The 16,598-nt window shown below is 67.1% G+C and carries 17 protein-coding genes; 10 read left to right on the top strand and 7 right to left on the bottom strand.

Annotated features, from left to right (window positions below):
• The first annotated feature begins 4 nt into the window (after positions 1–4).
• Complete coding sequence (locus OHA42_RS36210) at positions 5–295, top strand: hypothetical protein (protein ID WP_406232692.1); 291 nt, start codon at positions 5–7, stop codon at positions 293–295.
• On the opposite strand, the gene OHA42_RS36205 is transcribed toward OHA42_RS36210, so the two are convergent.
• Complete coding sequence (locus OHA42_RS36205) at positions 285–1,247, bottom strand: helix-turn-helix transcriptional regulator (RefSeq protein WP_406232691.1); 963 nt, start codon at positions 1,245–1,247, stop codon at positions 285–287. The genes OHA42_RS36210 and OHA42_RS36205 overlap by 11 nt on opposite strands.
• 97 nt (positions 1,248–1,344) lie before the next feature.
• Here OHA42_RS36205 and OHA42_RS36200 point away from each other — a divergent pair, with 97 nt between their 5' ends.
• Positions 1,345–2,496 carry an epoxide hydrolase family protein gene (locus OHA42_RS36200; protein ID WP_406232690.1) on the top strand — a complete coding sequence of 384 codons (1,152 nt, stop codon included), beginning with the start codon at positions 1,345–1,347 and terminating at the stop codon, positions 2,494–2,496.
• A gap of 96 nt (positions 2,497–2,592) precedes the next feature.
• On the opposite strand, the gene OHA42_RS36195 is transcribed toward OHA42_RS36200, so the two are convergent.
• Entirely contained in the window at positions 2,593–3,348 is a 756-nt protein-coding gene (locus OHA42_RS36195) for a hypothetical protein (protein ID WP_406232688.1), read from the bottom strand.
• 197 nt (positions 3,349–3,545) lie between these two features.
• Here OHA42_RS36195 and OHA42_RS36190 point away from each other — a divergent pair, with 197 nt between their 5' ends.
• Both OHA42_RS36190 and OHA42_RS36185 read left to right on the top strand, forming a co-directional pair.
• Entirely contained in the window at positions 3,546–4,718 is a 1,173-nt protein-coding gene (locus OHA42_RS36190) for an acyl-CoA dehydrogenase family protein (protein WP_328405547.1), read from the top strand.
• A gap of 9 nt (positions 4,719–4,727) precedes the next feature.
• Entirely contained in the window at positions 4,728–5,855 is a 1,128-nt protein-coding gene (locus OHA42_RS36185; RefSeq protein WP_406232686.1) for an acyl-CoA dehydrogenase family protein, read from the top strand.
• Positions 5,856–5,910: 55 nt separating this feature from the next.
• Here the strand turns inward: OHA42_RS36185 and OHA42_RS36180 are convergent, their stop codons facing one another.
• On the bottom strand, positions 5,911–6,378 hold the full coding sequence (locus OHA42_RS36180; protein ID WP_406232684.1) for a hypothetical protein: 468 nt from the start codon (positions 6,376–6,378) through the stop codon (positions 5,911–5,913).
• Positions 6,379–6,750: 372 nt separating this feature from the next.
• On the opposite strand from OHA42_RS36180, the gene OHA42_RS36175 reads away from it, so the two are divergent.
• The 3 genes from OHA42_RS36175 (at position 6,751) to OHA42_RS36165 (ending at position 8,753) form a co-directional block, all read left to right on the top strand.
• Complete coding sequence (locus tag OHA42_RS36175; protein ID WP_406232683.1) at positions 6,751–6,963, top strand: hypothetical protein; 213 nt, start codon at positions 6,751–6,753, stop codon at positions 6,961–6,963.
• 83 nt (positions 6,964–7,046) lie between these two features.
• Positions 7,047–7,880 carry a GNAT family N-acetyltransferase gene (locus OHA42_RS36170; protein ID WP_406232682.1) on the top strand — a complete coding sequence of 278 codons (834 nt, stop codon included), beginning with the start codon at positions 7,047–7,049 and terminating at the stop codon, positions 7,878–7,880.
• A 63-nt stretch (positions 7,881–7,943) separates the two neighbouring features.
• Positions 7,944–8,753 carry a hypothetical protein gene (locus OHA42_RS36165; protein ID WP_406232681.1) on the top strand — a complete coding sequence of 270 codons (810 nt, stop codon included), beginning with the start codon at positions 7,944–7,946 and terminating at the stop codon, positions 8,751–8,753.
• A 55-nt stretch (positions 8,754–8,808) separates the two neighbouring features.
• On the opposite strand, the gene OHA42_RS36160 is transcribed toward OHA42_RS36165, so the two are convergent.
• The 4 genes from OHA42_RS36160 to OHA42_RS36145 all read right to left on the bottom strand — a co-directional run bounded on the left by OHA42_RS36160 (position 8,809) and on the right by OHA42_RS36145 (position 12,977).
• On the bottom strand, positions 8,809–8,967 hold the full coding sequence (locus tag OHA42_RS36160; protein WP_406232679.1) for a hypothetical protein: 159 nt from the start codon (positions 8,965–8,967) through the stop codon (positions 8,809–8,811).
• Complete coding sequence (locus OHA42_RS36155) at positions 8,964–9,275, bottom strand: hypothetical protein (RefSeq protein WP_406232678.1); 312 nt, start codon at positions 9,273–9,275, stop codon at positions 8,964–8,966. The genes OHA42_RS36160 and OHA42_RS36155 overlap by 4 nt, the downstream gene beginning before the upstream one ends.
• Positions 9,276–9,354: 79 nt before the next feature.
• On the bottom strand, positions 9,355–11,151 hold the full coding sequence (locus OHA42_RS36150) for a protein kinase domain-containing protein (protein ID WP_406232676.1): 1,797 nt from the start codon (positions 11,149–11,151) through the stop codon (positions 9,355–9,357).
• 149 nt (positions 11,152–11,300) lie between these two features.
• On the bottom strand, positions 11,301–12,977 hold the full coding sequence (locus OHA42_RS36145) for a protein kinase domain-containing protein (protein ID WP_406232674.1): 1,677 nt from the start codon (positions 12,975–12,977) through the stop codon (positions 11,301–11,303).
• A gap of 150 nt (positions 12,978–13,127) precedes the next feature.
• Here OHA42_RS36145 and OHA42_RS36140 point away from each other — a divergent pair, with 150 nt between their 5' ends.
• The 3 genes from OHA42_RS36140 (at position 13,128) to OHA42_RS36130 (ending at position 16,522) form a co-directional block, all read left to right on the top strand.
• Positions 13,128–13,898: a deoxyribonuclease IV gene (locus OHA42_RS36140; RefSeq protein WP_406232672.1), complete on the top strand. Its 771-nt coding sequence runs from the start codon at positions 13,128–13,130 to the stop codon at positions 13,896–13,898.
• Between the two features lie 129 nt (positions 13,899–14,027).
• Positions 14,028–14,960 (top strand): TauD/TfdA dioxygenase family protein, encoded by a 933-nt coding sequence (locus OHA42_RS36135; protein WP_406232671.1) that lies wholly within the window; start codon positions 14,028–14,030, stop codon positions 14,958–14,960.
• Between the two features lie 350 nt (positions 14,961–15,310).
• Positions 15,311–16,522 (top strand): CaiB/BaiF CoA transferase family protein, encoded by a 1,212-nt coding sequence (locus OHA42_RS36130; RefSeq protein ID WP_406232670.1) that lies wholly within the window; start codon positions 15,311–15,313, stop codon positions 16,520–16,522.
• The last annotated feature ends 76 nt before the right edge of the window (positions 16,523–16,598 follow it).

The raw sequence follows: 16,598 nt of genomic DNA, 5'->3' as shown, positions 1-16,598 counted from the left end.
GGGATTGCCGACCTATCGCGCCGGTTGCGACCGATCCGCGACGAAATCCGCACACCCGTCCGCCGACCTGGTCGCCGAGAATGTGGACGCCGCCTACCGGGAACTCGCGGCCCGGCTCGGCGACGACACCCCCGCCTCGGTGGATGAGCACGGCAAGTTGCACGTCGCGATCACACAATTGCGCGAGCCGAATCGCCACATGGCCACGAAGCGGCGAGGCCGACCATCGGGGCGAGACCAGCAGCTGGTGTCGGATGACGACAACCGCGTAGCCGGGTCCACGATCACGCCGTGATGGCCGCGGTGATCCGGGTGCGGATAGTGCGCAGGTGTGCGACCAATGCGGGTGGCTCGTGCACCTGGAAGTCGACACCGAGTCCGATCAGGCGGTGTGCCAACCACTCCGGCGAGTCGTCTCGGGTGGCCTCGAGCCGGCAGCAGTCGCGATCGATGGCGGCCAGGTCGCCCGGAGCATCGCCCAGTCGGCCTGCGACCTTTCCGACCGGCGCGTGGATTGTCACGCTGACGCGGTAAGTGGGTGTGCCCCAATCGGTTCGGCGCCCGGCCACATATGCGGCGGGATCGGCGGCGGGAAGTTCGCGCGGAGCGTAGCGCGCGCCGGTGGCCTGGGGGCGTTCGATCCGGTCGAGGCGGAAGACGCGCCAATCGTCACGTTCCATGTCGTGTGCGACGAGGTACCAGCGTCGGCGGGCGGCGACGAGCCCGGCCGGTTCCACATGGCGACGGGTTTCGGAGCCTGTGCCGCTGCGGTAGGCGAAGCGCACTCGCTCCCTGTTGGTTACGGCCGAGGCCAGTGTCGTCAGCACGTCCGGGTCGACGGAGGGGCCGTCATCGTTCGGCAGTGTCATCGCGGCGCCGAGGACCCGAACTCGCCTGCGCAATTTCGCGGGGAGCACCTGCTCCACCTTGGCCAGCGCGCGCACCGACGCCTCCTCGATGCCCGCGACGGCGTATCCGGCGGCGGCGCGCAGTCCGACCGCGATGGCGACCGCTTCGTCGTCGTCCACCAGGAGCGGCGGCATCGCCGTGCCTGCGACCAGCCGGTAGCCGCCGAGCGCGCCCATCGTCGCTTCGACCGGGTAGCCGAGGTCGCGCAACCGTTCGATATCGCGGCGCACGGTGCGATCGGTGACGCCGAGGCGGTCGGCCAATTCGCTGCCCGGCCATTCGCGAGGTGTCTGCAGCAGCGAGAGCAGCCGCAGCAGGCGAGCGGGGGTGTCGTTCATGATTTTCAGGGTTCCAGATAACTAGGACATAGATGGTCCTACATGCGTCCTACTGTTGATCACGAACCGAACGATCGACCCGCAAGGAGCCATCCCGATGGACATCGACCGCACCGCCATTCGCCCCTTCCGCATCGACATCCCGCAGGCGGATGTCGACGACCTGATCGAACGGCTTACGCGCACCCGCTGGTCGGCCCAGCTGCCCGGCGTGGGCCGGGAGCGCGGAGTCTCTGTCGACTACCTGAAGGAACTGGCCGAATACTGGCGCACCGGCTTCGACTGGCGGGCACAGGAAGCGGCGCTGAACGAGTTCCCGCAGTTCGTCACCGAAATCGACGGCCTCGACGTGCATTTCCTGCACGTGCGCTCGCCCGAACCGGGGGCGCTCCCGCTGATCCTCACCCATGGCTGGCCGAACTCGTTCGTGGAGTTCACGAAAACTATTGGGCTGCTGACCGATCCGCGCGCACACGACCTCGACCCTGCGCAAGCGTTCCACGTCGTGATCCCCTCGGTCCCCGGTTTCGCCTTCTCCGAAGCGCCGCGCGAGACGGGAATGACGGTGCGCCGGGTCGCCGAGATGTGGGTGACGCTGATGGACCGCCTCGGGTACCAGCGCTATGGCACGCAGGGCGGTGACCTCGGCGCCTACGTCGCGCCCGAAATGGCGATCGCCGCGCCCGATCGGGTGGTCGGGGTGCACATCGACGGCGGCATCGGGCTGCCGACCGAGGCCGACGTGCCGACCATGTCCATCGACGAACGCGCCGAATGGGATCAGATGCGGCAGTGGATGTCCGGCGGTATCGACCACCACGTCCTCCTGCGGCTGGCCCCACAGACGTTCGCACACGCCTGGACCGATTCCCCGGTCGGGCTGCTGGCCTGGCTCATGCAGAAGTTCGACGAATTCACCCCGCTGGCAGACCGGGCCGAAGACGTGATGGACCGCGACCATCTACTGACCAACATCAGCCTGTACTGGTTCACCAACACTGCGGGCACGTCGTCCTGGCCGATGTACAACGGTCTCGACGGCAACGGCGCATTCACCTGGCCCGCCGGTCAGCAGCTGGTCCCCACCGGCGTATACGGCGGCGGCTCCGCACTCATGCGGCGACTTGCCGAGCGTGACAACATCATTGCGCACTGGCCGGAAGGCAACACCGGCAACCATTTCATCCCGATGGAACTTCCGGGCATGCATGCCGCGGACGTCAGGACCTTCTTCGCGAAGCTGTGTTGAGGACAATGAATCAGGTGCGATCCGCACCCGAATTGCTACGTGGGCAACGAGATCGGAGTCAGTCGGTTCGCTGATCGACCGCGCCGCCGGGCTCGATCAAGCCGGTGCGGGCGCCGCGGTCGGGGCGCGGCCGGGGAGCTGGGAGTTGGCGGGGGCAGGTTGCGCCGCGCCCGGCTGCGACGGCGTTTCGCCCGGGACGGCGGGCGCGGCCGGAGCGGGCGCCGGGGCGTTGGGGACCGTGAACAGCCCGACCGTCGGGGTCATCACGCAGTGCGCGAACGGGTAGTCGATGATGCCCCACATCGAGGCCAGGACAGTGCCCGATCCGCTCGCCACGTTCTTCGACAGGCTCGGCAGGCCGTATTCGGTCCGGTCGTCGAGCATGTCGAGACCGCTGGCACCGGTATTGATATTGATCCAGGCCACTGTCAGTCCGGAGGCCAGTGGCGAACCCGAGTGTGCGGGCGTTGCGCTGAACCGCAGGGTGCCCGGACTGGGGTTTGCGCCCTCGTTCGGGGTGGGCCCGTTGGCGGTGGCCGCGGCGATGATGGTGGTGATGGGGCCGTTGCTGCCGCAGCCGAAGGTCGGCGCCGCGTACGCGAATGGAATGAATGTGCCTGCGACGTGCCGCAATTCGGCTACATCGACGAGCTTGGTGTACTGCTGCAGGGCGGCGACGCCCGCCTGCGTGACCGTGTCGGTTCCCGCGGTGTCGGTGAGCTGGGCGAGGCCGATGTCGACCGGCGAGGGCGCGACCGGTTCGGCCGCTGCGGTCCCGGTGAGTGCCAGCACCGCACCGATGCCGAGGGAGGTCATTGCCGCGGCCGCGCGTGCGATGGGTCTGCCGTTCACTCGTTACTCCTAGATACCGATCCCCAGGGTTCCCCTACCCACGCCCAGCAACGTACCAGCTCGTTGTTTCCGCCGCCGAGCCAGCCGGTCACGGTGTCCGGGCGAATGCGTGTCCTCCCGCTGTGACCCAGTCGGCAATGAGAGATTACCGGAGGGTAGGTTTGACTCGGACGTACGAGACACACCGGGAGATGTGTATGAAAATCAGTCTGTCCCCCGACGAAGTGGTCTTTCGCGATGAGCTGCGAAAGTTCTACCGGACCGAGATTCCCGAAGACATCCGTGAGCGCGTGAAATACGGCCGCGAACTGTCCCGCGACGACATCGTCACAGCGCACAAAATCCTCAACGACCATGGTCTGGCCGTGCCGAACTGGCCGGTGGAGTGGGGCGGCAAGGACTGGACGCCGATGCAGCGCCACATCTGGCAGGACGAATTGCAGCTGGCCTCGGTGCCGGAGCCGCTGACGTTCAATGCCCAGATGGTCGGCCCGGTGATCGCGCAGTTCGGATCACAGGAGGTCAAGCAGCGCTTCCTGCCTGCGACCGCGGCACTGGACATCTGGTGGTGCCAGGGCTTCTCCGAGCCCGACGCGGGTTCGGACCTGGCCTCGCTGCGCACCACCGCGGTGCGCGACGGCGATTCCTACATCGTCAACGGCCAGAAGATCTGGACCACGCTCGCGCAGTACGCGGACTGGATCTTCTGCCTCGTGCGCACCGATCCGAACGCGCCGAAGAAGCAGGCGGGCATTTCCTTCCTGCTGTTCGACGTGAAGAGCCCCGGTGTCACCATCCGCCCGATCAAGCTCATCGACGGCGGCTACGAGGTGAACGAGGTCTTCTTCGAGAACGTCCGGGTGCCCGCCGACCAGCTGGTCGGTGAGGAGAACATGGGCTGGACCTACGCCAAGTTCCTGCTCGGCAACGAGCGCACCGGTATCACCGGCGTCGGCCGCACCAAGGTCAAGATCGGTGTGGCGAAAGACTATGCGCGCCAGACCAAGTCGGGCTCGGGCACGTTGCTGGAGGACCCGGTCTTCGCGGCGCGGATCGCTGAGCTGGAGAACGAACTGCTCGCGTTGGAGATCACCCAGCTGCGCGTGGTCTCCAACTCTGTTGAGGGCAAGCCGAATCCGGCCTCGTCGGTGCTGAAGCTGCGCGGCTCCGAGCTGCAGCAGGCCGCCACCGAATTGCTGCTCGATATCGCGGGCCAGGACGCGGTGCCGGTCGACGCCGACGACATTGCCTCGCCCGGCTGGGCGCAGCGCAGCGGCCCCGGCTACCTGAACTACCGCAAGACAACCATCTACGGAGGTTCGAGCGAGGTGCAGCGTACCATCATCGCCTCCACGATCCTCGGATTGTGAGGCGACACCATGGATTTCGAACTCACCGATGAACAGGTCATGCTGCGCGACACCGTCCGCGATCTGCTGGCCCGCAACTACGATCCCGAATCCCGGCTGAAGGTCACCGACACCGAACTCGGCTGGAGCCGTGATGTGTGGCGTCAGCTTGCCGAACTCGGCGTGCTCGGCCTGAGCTTCACCGAGGAGGACGGCGGCGTCGGTGCCGGACCGGTGGAGACCAACCTCGTGCTGGAGGAGGTCGGCCGTAGGCTCGCACCGGAGCCGATTCTGGACGCGGTGCTGGTGCCGGGTGGCTTGATCGCGAGGGTCGGCAGTGCTGAGCAACGGCAGCGGATCCTGCCCGAGGTGGTCGAAGGCAACAAGCTGCTCGCCTTCGCGCATGCCGAGCCCGGGGTGCGTTGGCCGTCCACGGAACTGGGCACGATTGCGACGGCGCAGGGCGATTCCTACGTGCTGACCGGCATCAAAAACCCGGTGCCGCACGGCGACTGCGCCGATGAGCTCGTGGTGAGCGCGGTGCTGCCCGGTGGCGGAGTCGGTCTGTTCCTGGTCGGTCTCGACGCCGCCGGCGTGGTCCGCAAGTCCTACCGGACGGTGGACGGCCAGCGTGGCGCACAGATCGAGTTCGACAAGGCGCCCGCGGAATTGCTCGGTGACAACCTCGACGCCGCGTCGGCGATCGAGTCGACCACCGTGCACGCCCAGGCCGGGCTGTGTGCGGAGTCCGTCGGCGCGATGGCGGAGGCACTGCGGCTGACCGCCGAATATCTGCGTACGCGTAAGCAGTTCGGTGTCACGCTGTCGAAGTTCCAGACCCTGACCCAGCGGGCGGCGAACATGTACGTCTCGCTCGAGCTCGCGCGCAGCATGAGTCTCTATGCGACGGCATCGCTGGCGGATGGCGGCAACGACGCGGTGGTCGCGTCGCGGGCCCGCTTGCAGGTCGGTCGGGCCGCGCGGCACGTCGGTCAGGAAGCGATCCAGATGCACGGTGGCATCGGTGTCACCGCGGAATACCCTGTCGGCCACTACGTGGCCCGGCTCACCGCCATCGAGCGCACGCTCGGCGGCGGTTTCGAGCACCTGCGGGTGCTGACCGCGGGGGTCGGCGACTACGACCTGGCCGAGCTCTAGAAACCGGATGACGGTGCGTGGGTAGTGAGCTCACGCACCGTCGCGGGGGATCGGATTACTCGCCGCCGCCGGATGGCTCGGCGGCCGGTGTCGTGGCCAGCGGCGGCGTCGGTTCGGCGGACGGCGTAGTCGGTGGCGGCGCGGTCACCGGTTCGGGGGCCTCGGTCGCGACGACCGGCGGTGGTAGCGGCAGCGAACTGGTGTCGGCCCGCAACGTCGTCGTCCCAGCCGGCCGGGTAGTCGATTCTCCCGGCGCCGCCGTCGGCGGCACGGTGAAGGCCACATCCCTACGCGGTGCGTTGGGGGCGACCTTCCAGGTGGGCGAGGGCGGAATGAAGACCTTCGGCACCGTCACGCTGGAGCCTTCCCGCATCGGTGCGGCGTCGGCGGCAGACTTGATCGGCGGTGGTGCGACATAGGTGTCGTGTTTACCGACACCGCAGGCGCCGATCAGGACGAGTCCGAGGGAGACCGCGCCCGCGGCGATCGCCGGACCGGCGATCTTGGTCCTGCTGCTCTCCATCGGTGACACTCCTCGTGCGTATCGAGTCGGGCTCACACTAATCGAGGCCGGGCGGTCCGGCCACAGGTGAGAAATTCGCTGGTGATGCGCCGAACATGCGCATCATAAACATCCGTAATTCAGATATCGAATTGATCTACATTGCGTGTCGCGGGCACGTGTCGCGAATGAACCGCGTTCCGTGGCCTAGCGTGTGATCAAAGTTACGCGTGAGACGCCTGTATCCAGATGAGAGACGCGCGGTGCGATTTGCGCGACAGCAACACTCTGATCGGCGTCATCGAGGAGTAGATGATGGGAGCTTACTCGACAACTCCGCTGCATGCCTCGTCCGCAGCCGCTGAACCAGCGGCCCCGGCAACGGCGCAGCATATGGTGTCGAACCAGCCGGTGCGCACCCTATCCACGATTCTGTCGCGGATATCGGGTTGGATGATTTTCGTCGGCGGAATCGTCGGGGCCGTGCTCGGCATTGCCGGTTTACATGTCGAAATCACGGTTGCCGGACTGATTCTGGCGTGCACAGCGGGTCTGGTCCTGCTCAAGCTCCGCGCCGAAGGCGCGCGAGTGGGCGAAACCGGCTGAAACGCTGACACTTCGGTATCGGTAGTTTGCTCGCTCGCGAGAATTACGAGCGCACATCGCGTTCGGGGCTCTAGCCTGATCCGATGCGGATCGAGATCACCACGGACCCCGCGGAGTTCCGATCGCGGACCGAGACGTTCCTGCGCCGTGACCCCCTGCGGCACACAGTGATCACCACCGGTACCGCCAACTCCGCGGGTGGCCTCGACGGCTCGAACGAGCCGTCGCGTTTCCTCTCGGCGCACGCCGAGGACGGCACCGTGCTCGGTGTGGCGATGCGCAGCGCGGGTCGCGACCTGTACCTCGGTGAGCTCGCCGACAGCTGCGTCGACGCCGTCGCCGAGGCGCTTGCCGAGATCGCTCCCGACGCAGGCGGAGTCGAGGGGGCCATCGAGACCGCCACCCGGTTCGGCGACCGCTGGAGTGCGATGCGCGGCGGCGGGTATCGGCATGCATACACCATGCGCCTGTATCGGCTCCGCACACTCCGGTTCCCCGAGGCTGCCGGTTCGCCGCGCCGCGCGGTCGAATCCGACATCGAACTGTGCCTCGCTTGGTCGGAGGCGATGCTGGTCGAGTCGGGCATGAGCCCACAGGGATGGACCGCCACGCTCGTGGGCAAGCGGATTGCGGCGGGGCGGTGGTGGCTGTGGGAACACGAAGGCGGGCCGGTCTCGTTGGCGGCCCATCAGGCGCCCGTGTACGGCTGGTCCCGCATCGGTCCCGTCTACACGCCGCCCGCCGAACGTGGCCACGGTTACGCCGGCATTCTGACTGCTCATGTGGCGCACACGCTGCGTACCGAGGGCATCGACGTCTGCCTGTTCGCCGATATCGACAACCCCACCGCGAACAAGATCTATCGGGCCATCGGTTTCGAGTCGGCCGGTGAATTCGTGCACTACGCATTCACCTGATAGCGACTGCGCACTAGTCCCCAATCCTGGGGAACCCGATTGTCATCGGGTTAACTCGATTGGGTGAGTTGCGATTTCGGGGTAGCCCCGGCCGCTGATGTCGATACCGCCCTCGACGCACTCGAGCGGTACCGGCAGATGTGGGCTCATCCCTACAGTGGTGCCATCTCGCCCGACGTAGGTGAGTTCGTGGCCGAGGCCAACGGCCGCAGCAGTGCCGATGATCTGGTCGTCACCATTGCGGACTCCCGCGGAGCGGTCCTGCGCGCCACCGGGCCCGGCCGCAACCGGCATCTGCACACCGTGCTCGAGCTGACCAAGGATCGCGACCTGGCGGTTCTCGACGTGCAGACCGGGCATCTCTACGACCCACGCGGCCACGTCGACGTCCTGGTCACCGTCGGTGACGGGCGGACGCTGCCGTACCTCACCGCCCCGCTGCTGGAAGACCTCGTGGTCGCGGGAACCGACCCGGACGACCCCTTTCTGGTCGTGGCGCGCGACGACGACAACTACATCGGGGCGCGCCGCTACGAGTGGGTCTACGAACTCGAACACCGAGCGGGATCCGAGGCGGAGCATTTCCGGGTGTACACCACCATGCACACGGTGGTCCGTTCCGTCCTGTGGGCGTGGGCCTGCGGCGACCCCTCGTGGTCGATCGCCCTGCCGTGGCGTCGGGTCGACCCGGGATCGCCCGGGATCGAGGTGGCGTCCGGAGCGGAGATTCTGCTGGACGAACTGTCGTCCATGACAACCGGTCTGACCGTCGACAGACTCGCGCTGCTCGATACGTTCCTGTCGATGCGAGCCACCAGGGTGCCGACCCTGGATCCGGAATCGCACCTCCCGGACGACGATGCGGCACAGTAGAAATCGGCCGTAATGCGGAGAGCCGCATGAACATCGCGGCTCCCCGCATCGCCCGCTAGTCGGTGCTGAGCACCGTGCCCGCACCGACGGTGCGCCCGCCCACGCGGATGACGAAGCCGAGGCCCGGCTCGAGCGGAACCGGGTGACCCAGTCGCACGGTCAGGTCGACCGTGTCGCCGGGGATCGCCATTCCGATGTCGTCGGGCAGGGTCACGTCGCCGACGACATCGTCGGTCCGCACGTAGAACTGCGGGCGGGCGGGCGGTAGCCGGAGGTGATCGGTGTGCGCCGACCACCCTCGGCCGTGCCGAGCAGGTACACGCGGGCGGTGAACCGGGTGTGCACCGCGATGCTGCCCGGCTCAACGACCACCTGGCCGCGACGGACCTGACCGCGCTGCACGCCGCGCAGCAGCAGCGCGACATTGTCGCCCGCTTCCGCGAACTCCATTGTCCGGCCGAAGGTTTCCACCCCGGTCACGACCGTGGTCAGCGCCTTGCCGTCGAGACCGAGCAGTTCCACCCGCGGCTTCGGCGCGAAGCATTCTCGTCCTTCGCCGCGAGCCGAGCCCGAGAACCGCAGGATACGACGGGTTTTCGCGTTAGTTCAGCGGTGCCGTGCGCCACCAGCGCATGGCTTTGTCGATGCTGCCCGCGAGACCGTCGGTGTACATGGCGAACTGGGCGCGATCCTTGTCGCCGGTGAAGACGGTGATGATCTTGGGCCCGTCGTTCGTGTACTTGTAGTTCGTGTACGACATGCCGCCGTTGGTGTCGGTCGACTTGGTGTTCGTCGGCAGGGCGTCGACCATGGCCTGCACGTCAGCGGCGGATTCGTAGACGAAGATCGTGTAAAAGGGGTCCGGGTCGGCGGTCTCACCACCGCCGTAGCAATCCCACTCGTAGAGCCACTTGCCGAAATCCGGTGAACCGGTGGTCGGCGGCGACGGCGAGGTCGAATCGGCGTCGATGCAATGAGCTCCGTTGTAGCCGGTATCGCCGGACTTGGACGTGGGCACCATGCGCCCGAATTCGGTGCTGATCGCTTCGATGCTCGGAGTCGCCGTGCCGCTGTTGCTCGACGAGGACGACGTGGATGTGCTGGTGCTGCCGGTCGAAGACGAATCGTCGGTGACGGCTCCGATAATGCCGAGAACCACCAGGATCAGCACCACGACGCCGAGGCTGATCCCGATGATGAGTCCGGTGTTGGACTTGTGTCGCGGCGGTTGACCGGGTGGGATCGGCCGCACGCCACCACCATTCGGCGGTCCGGGTGGCGTGTGGAAACCGAATGTGGGCTGCTGGTACGGGTTCGGCTGCTGCTGGGCCGGGCCGGTCTGCATGGGAGGCGGCACCTGCGTGCGCGGCGGGGTGTTGGCGACAGGCGATCCGGTGAGCGGGTGTGCCCCGCTCGTGCGCGGACCCGGCCCGTTGGCCACCGGAAAAGGTGTTCCCGTCACAGGAATCGGCGGTGCGGTCTGCGGACGAGGTCCGCCGGTCAGGGGAACGGCGGGCCCGGTGACGGGGCGGGGCCCGCCGACCACCGGCATCGACGGCACGCTCGGATTGGTGAGGGCGTGGCGTGCGGCGGCCGCGAACTCCGAACAGGAGGCGTACCTGTCCTCCGGTCGCTTGGCCATGGCCCTGGCCAGGACGCTGTCCAGCGCGTAGGGCAGTCCGGGGCGGGCGCTGCTGAGCGCGGGCGGCGCGGCCTGCAGGTGTCCCTGGATCACCGCGGCCGGGTTGGTCGCGGCGAAGGGCCCGGTGCCGGTGAACAGCCAGAACAATGAGCAGGCCAGCGAATACTGATCTGATCGGTGGTCCAGTGTGGCGCCGGTCAGCTGCTCGGGTGAGGCGTAGGCGAGCGTCGCGGTGAAGGTGCCGGTCTGGGTGAGATGGCCGGTGTCGTCGCGCAGCCGGGCGATGCCGAAGTCGGTCAGGTACACCCGTTCGCCGCGTCCCGCGCCCGAGCGGGCCAGCAGGATGTTCGCGGGCTTCACGTCGCGGTGCAGCACGCCCATACCGTGGGCGTAGTCGAGCGCGTCCGCGGTCTCCTTGATGATCTGCACCGCCCGCTCCGGCGGCAGTGTCTTGGGATCCACCGACGCGGCGTCGATGCCGTCGATGTACTGCATCGAGATCCACAGCTGCTCGTCGTCGAGGCCGCGGTCGTACACCGTGACGATATTGGGGTGATCGAGCTGGGCGACCAGATCCGCCTCCCGTTCGAACCGCGCCCGCACCTCCTTGTCGAAGAACATCTCTCTGTTCAACAGCTTCAGCGCCGTCATCCGCGGTAGCCGCGGATGTTTCGCCAGGTAGACCGAACCCATGCCACCGCGACCCAGTTGCCGATCGATGACATAGCCGGCGAAAACGTCACCGCTGGCCAGCATGTCTGCTCCACTTCCCGCCACGCATCGGGACCCACCGATGCGCAGACGTACAGCATAAGAACGCGCGATCGGCCCGACCCGTGCGCGAAAAACATCGAAACCTTAGCAGTATTCGGGCAGCCCGAGCTCACCCATTTTATAGCGAAAAGCTATGGCGGAGGAGGTGGTTCGGGCGGTTGCCGCCCGCCGCGCCGCGCCGAATCGGGCGGCGTCGACCTGGCCGGTCGCGCCCGAATATCGGGTAGCGCAATGGTTCCCGGACGCGGATTCCGTCGCGGTGGCAGCGGCATCCGCGGTGCCGCCGAGCTCGGCGGCGTTCCGACGGCGCCGGCCGCCATGGCGTTCCCTGCCTGCCCCGGTTGCGCGGGCGACACCTCGGTGCTGTGTGGTGCCGAGGGGGTGGGGGATGTCAGGGATGTCGGCATCACCACGGCCTGCGGCGAATTCTCGGTCCCATGCGGTGCCGAATGGTCAGCCGGCACCGAATTATCTTGTGGAGCTCGGGTTTCGGATGGCATCGGCACGGGCCGGTGCGCGGCAGGAGACGCACGGCGCGGTGGCTCGGACTGCGGGTGCGCGGCGTATGCCGTTGTGGCCTGCGGCGGTGTGAATTGCTGCGCGGTAGGAGACACGACGTGTGGTGAAACGGCTTGCGGGTGCGCTGTATACGCCGTTGTCGCCTGCAGCGGTGTGGGGTGTGGTGGCGTGGACTGCTGTTGCGTGGCAGGAGATGCCGTGTGCGTCGGAGCGGCCCGCGGTTGCGTGGGGGACGCCCATGCAGGCTGTTGCGGTGCGTGGTGTGGTGCGGCGTGATGAGGCGGCAGGCCGTACGGCGCGGCGTGGTGTGATGGCGGGCCGTGCTGGGATGCAGGGTGTGGTGGCAGATGGTTGGTCGGCGCGTGATGTGGCGGCGTCGTACCGACCGGCGGTCGGCCAGGTGCGGGGTGTGCGGTGTGCGCCGATCCGTTCGGAGGGTGCGGGTATTGCGGTCCGCTGGACGAGAGCGCCCATCGTGCCGCTGCCGCGAACTCCGAGCAGCTGCCGAACCGGTCTGTCGATCGTTTGGCCAGCGCCCGCGCGAGTACTCCCTCCAGTGCGGGTGGAATGCCCGGCCTGGTGTGGCATACCGACGGCACCGGTCCGTAGAGATGGCCGTTGATGACCGCGGCCGGATTGCCGCCGGAGTACGGTCCGACGCCGGTCAGCATCCAGAACAAGGTGCATGCGAGCGCGTATTGATCGGCCCGATCGTCCAGTGGCAGCCCGAGCAACTGTTCGGGTGCGGCATAAGCGAGGGTGGCGGTGATCGAGCCTGCCGAGCTCAGCGTGGTGTCGCTGTCGCGCACACCTGCGATGCCGAAATCGGTGAGCAGCACCCGTTCGGGCTGTCCGATCGGCGCTTTGGCCAGCAGGATGTTCGCCGGTTTCACGTCACGGTGCAGCACGCCGTTGGCGTGCGCGAAATCCAATGCCTTGGCCGTGTCGCCCACGATTTGCACCGCTCGACCCGGCGCGAGCACATTCACATCCGCGCAGGACGCGTCGGCCCCAGGAACGAACTGCATGGAGATCCATAGCTGTTCGTCCTCCGCGCCTCGGTCGTAGACGGTCACGATATTGGGATGGTCGAGCCGGGCGACCAGGTCGGCCTCGCGCTCGAAGCGGCCGCGGATTTCGGTGTCGCTGTAGAGCTCCGGGTTCAGCAGCTTCAACGCGGTCAGCCGCGGCAGCCGCGGATGCTTGGCCAGATAGACGGTGCCCATGCCGCCTTGGCCGAGCACGCGCTGGATGGCATAGCCCGCGAAGACGTCGCCTTTGCGCAACACAGTGGATTCACCCCCCTCATCGGGTCGAGCACCTGGATCCTACCGATGTATCTCTATGCGCCGCCTCGATGCAACAGACTCGTTGTGCGGTCATTCGGCCTATGTATCGGTTGCTCCCGGCTTGTCGGTGCCAGTCGATAAAGTGGCCCCATGCGCATTGGAGCACACGTCCGGCTCGACAGCGATCCGATCGGTTTCGGTGAGAAACTCGGCGCCGATGTCATCCAGCTGTTCGTCGTCGATCCACAGAGCTGGGACAAGCCGACCCCACATCCGCGGACCGAGGAGATCCTCGCGAGTCCGATCGACGTGGTCGTGCACTCGTCATATCAAATCAATGTGGCGAGTCTGAACAACCGGCTGCGGATGCCCTCGCGCAACGCGGTGGCGCAGCAGGCGAAAGCCGCGGCGGATCTCGGCGCCTTCGGCCTGGTCGTGCACGGCGGCCACGTCCGCTCCGATGCCGAGATCGACACCGGAATCGATAACTGGCGCAAGCTGTTCGAACGCCAGCAGGACAAGGGTGGCTTCGCGGTGCCCATTCTGATCGAGAACACCGCGGGCGGAAACCATGCCATGGCCAGGCATTTCGATTCGATTGCCCGGCTGTGGGACGCGGTCGGCGAATACGGCGCGGGCTTCTGCCTCGACACCTGCCACGCCTGGGCGGGCGGCGAAGAGCTCGTCGGCGTCGTCGAACGGATCAAGGCGATCACCGGTCGAATCGACCTGGTGCACTTGAACTCTTCGCGCGACGAGTTCGATTCCGGCGCCGACCGGCACGCCAACTTCGCCGACGGCACCATCGACCCGCAGCTGCTCGCCGAGGTGTGCCGCACCGCCGACGCTCCGGTAATCCTCGAAACCCCCGCGGAAGGCGTCGCCGACGATCTCGCCTACCTGCGTGAACATGTGAGCTGACGCCGCGCGAGCGCCTATTGCGCGCGCAATGCAATTGTGATCATGGCGACGGAAACCCTGGTTGGCGGGGCAGTTCGAGTGATGTGCTCAACAGCGCATCAATCAGCCTCGAACAGCGAAGGTGATCTCATGACGGTCGACTACGCCACTCCCGCTACCACCTCGGTGACCAAGCTCGGTGCCCACATCGGTGCTCAGGTCGACAATGTCCGGCTCGGCGGCGACCTGGACTCGGCGACGGTCGAGGTGATCCGGCGTGCACTGCTCGAGCACAAGGTGATCTTCTTCCGCGGCCAGGACCACCTGGACGAGGACGGGCAGTACGCCTTCGCGGAGCTGCTCGGCAGCCCGACCACGCCGCACCCGACGGTCACCTCGCACGGCGTCAAGAGCCTGGCCATCGATTCCGAGCACGGCCGCGCCAACAGCTGGCACACCGACGTCACCTTCGTCGACCGGATCCCGAAGGCCTCGATCCTGCGCGCGGTGCACCTGCCGCCCTACGGCGGTTCGACCACCTGGGCCTCCACCGTCGCCGCATACAACTCGTTGCCCGAGCCGCTCAAGCGGCTGGCCGAGAACCTGCGCGCCGTGCACACCAACGTCTACGACTACGCCGCCCGCAACCTCGACAAGTCGACCCCCAACACCGAGGCCTACCGTGCCGAGTTCCAGTCGAGCTACTACGAGACCGAGCACCCGGTGGTGCGGGTGCACCCCGAGACCGGCGAGCGCGCCCTGCTGGTCGGCCACTTCGTGAAGCATTTCGTCGGCCTGTCCAGCACCGAGTCGCAGGCCCTCTTCCGCCTGTTCCAGGACCGGGTGACCCGGCTGGAAAACACCACCCGCTGGAACTGGGCCCCCGGTGACGTCGCCATCTGGGACAACCGCGCCACCCAGCACTACGCCATCGACGACTACGACGACCAGCCCCGCAAGCTGACCCGCATCACCCTCGCCGGTGACGTCCCCGTCGGCGTCGACGGCACCGCGAGCACCATCCTCGCCGGCAACGCCGAGCACTACTCGACCATCGACGAGCCGGTGCGCCTGGCCTCCTGACACGCGCAGCCACAACTACACCCGAACCCCCGCCCGGGGCCGGTCCGAGTCGATCGTCGAGTGGCACATCGTTGAGGGGGCCTCTCGACGTTCGCCGCGAGGTGCCGGTCGCCGGGTGGGCGGACGCGGTGGGGCGAGCGAACTGCCTGCCAAGCTCGTGGTCCGGGTCGAGGGCCCCGATCGCTGTCCGGTGTCGCCGGGCGCCGGGCGGGCGACCTGGCTGTCTGGCCGGTGGTGGAGGATCGAGTGACGCAGCCCTCGAAGGGTCTCCCGACGTTTGCCGCAGCTGTGTGCCACTCGCGCGTCGGGTCGGCGGGTGGTGGAGATGGGGATAGGCCACACTGGTGGCCATGAGTATTGGGCCGTTGGACGGGGTGCGCGTCCTCGAACTCGGCAATTACATCGCCGCGCCGACCGCGGGACGCATCCTCGGTGACTTCGGCGCCGAGGTCATCAAGGTGGAGCGGCCCAAGGTCGGGGACGAGTTGCGCAACTGGCGGCTCTATGGCGGCGACACCTCGATGCTGTATCGCACCGTCAATCGCAACAAGAAGTCGATCACCCTTGATCTACGCACCGAGGCGGGGCGTGGCATTGTGCTCGATCTGATCCGCCGGTGCGATGTGCTACTGGAGAATTTCCGGCCGGGCATGCTCGAGAAATGGGGTCTCGGGCCCGAGGTGTTGAACGAGGTCAATCCCGATCTGGTGATCACCCGCATCTCCGCGTACGGGCAGACCGGGCCGATGGCGTCGCGGCCCGGCTTCGCCGCCGTCGCCGAGGCCGTCGGTGGCCTGCGCGAACTCGTCGGCGACCCGGATCGGCCGCCGGTGCGTACCGGCGTCTCCATCGGTGATTCCATCGCGGGGATCTACGCGGCATTCGGCACGGTGATGGCGCTGTTCCAGCGCACGCAGCGGGCCGAGTCGATTCCGCTCGGTGAGCGCATCATCGATGTCGCCCTCAACGAGGCGATTCTGTCGGTGATGGAATCGCTGGTGCCGGACTACCTTGCCTACGGCATCAACCGGGAACGCGCCGGCGGCCGAATGGAAGGCATCGCACCGAGCAACGCCTACCCGTGCCGCGACGGCGTCAGCATCATCATCGGCGGCAACGGTGACGCCATCTTCCAGCGCTATATGGCTGTGATCGGCCGCCCGGACCTGGCCGCCGACCCCGATCTGCAGGACAACGCGGGCCGCTGGCGCAACCGTGAGCGGCTGGACGCCTCGATCGCCGAGTGGACGGTCATCCATACCCGCGAAGAGGCCCTGAAGCTGCTCGAGGCGGCCGCCATTCCGTGCGGCCCTATCTACACCGCCGCCGACATCGTCGCCGACGAACAGTACAAAGCTCGCAACATGATCCAGCCCTTCCCCGTGGATGTCGGCGCCTCGCAACCGAAAACGGTCGGTTTCACCGGCATTGTCCCGGTGATCGGCGAGCAGTCGCTGCCCATCCGCAATGTCGGCCCCGATCTCGGTGCGCACACACGCGAGGTGCTGTCGGAACTGCTCGGCATGAGCGACGCCGATATCGATGCGCTGGAGGGGTCATGACCGCCGCACGTCCCGAGTGCGCTCCCGCGAGGGGAGCGTGGTCGAACAGATGCGGCTCTTCCAGCCGCCGGATATG

It is taken from the genome of Nocardia sp. NBC_01009 (genome assembly GCF_045208035.1).
Taxonomy (GTDB): domain Bacteria; phylum Actinomycetota; class Actinomycetes; order Mycobacteriales; family Mycobacteriaceae; genus Nocardia.
The sequence above is the reverse complement of the archived record's forward strand: the minus strand, read 5'-3'. Positions and strand labels throughout refer to the sequence as shown.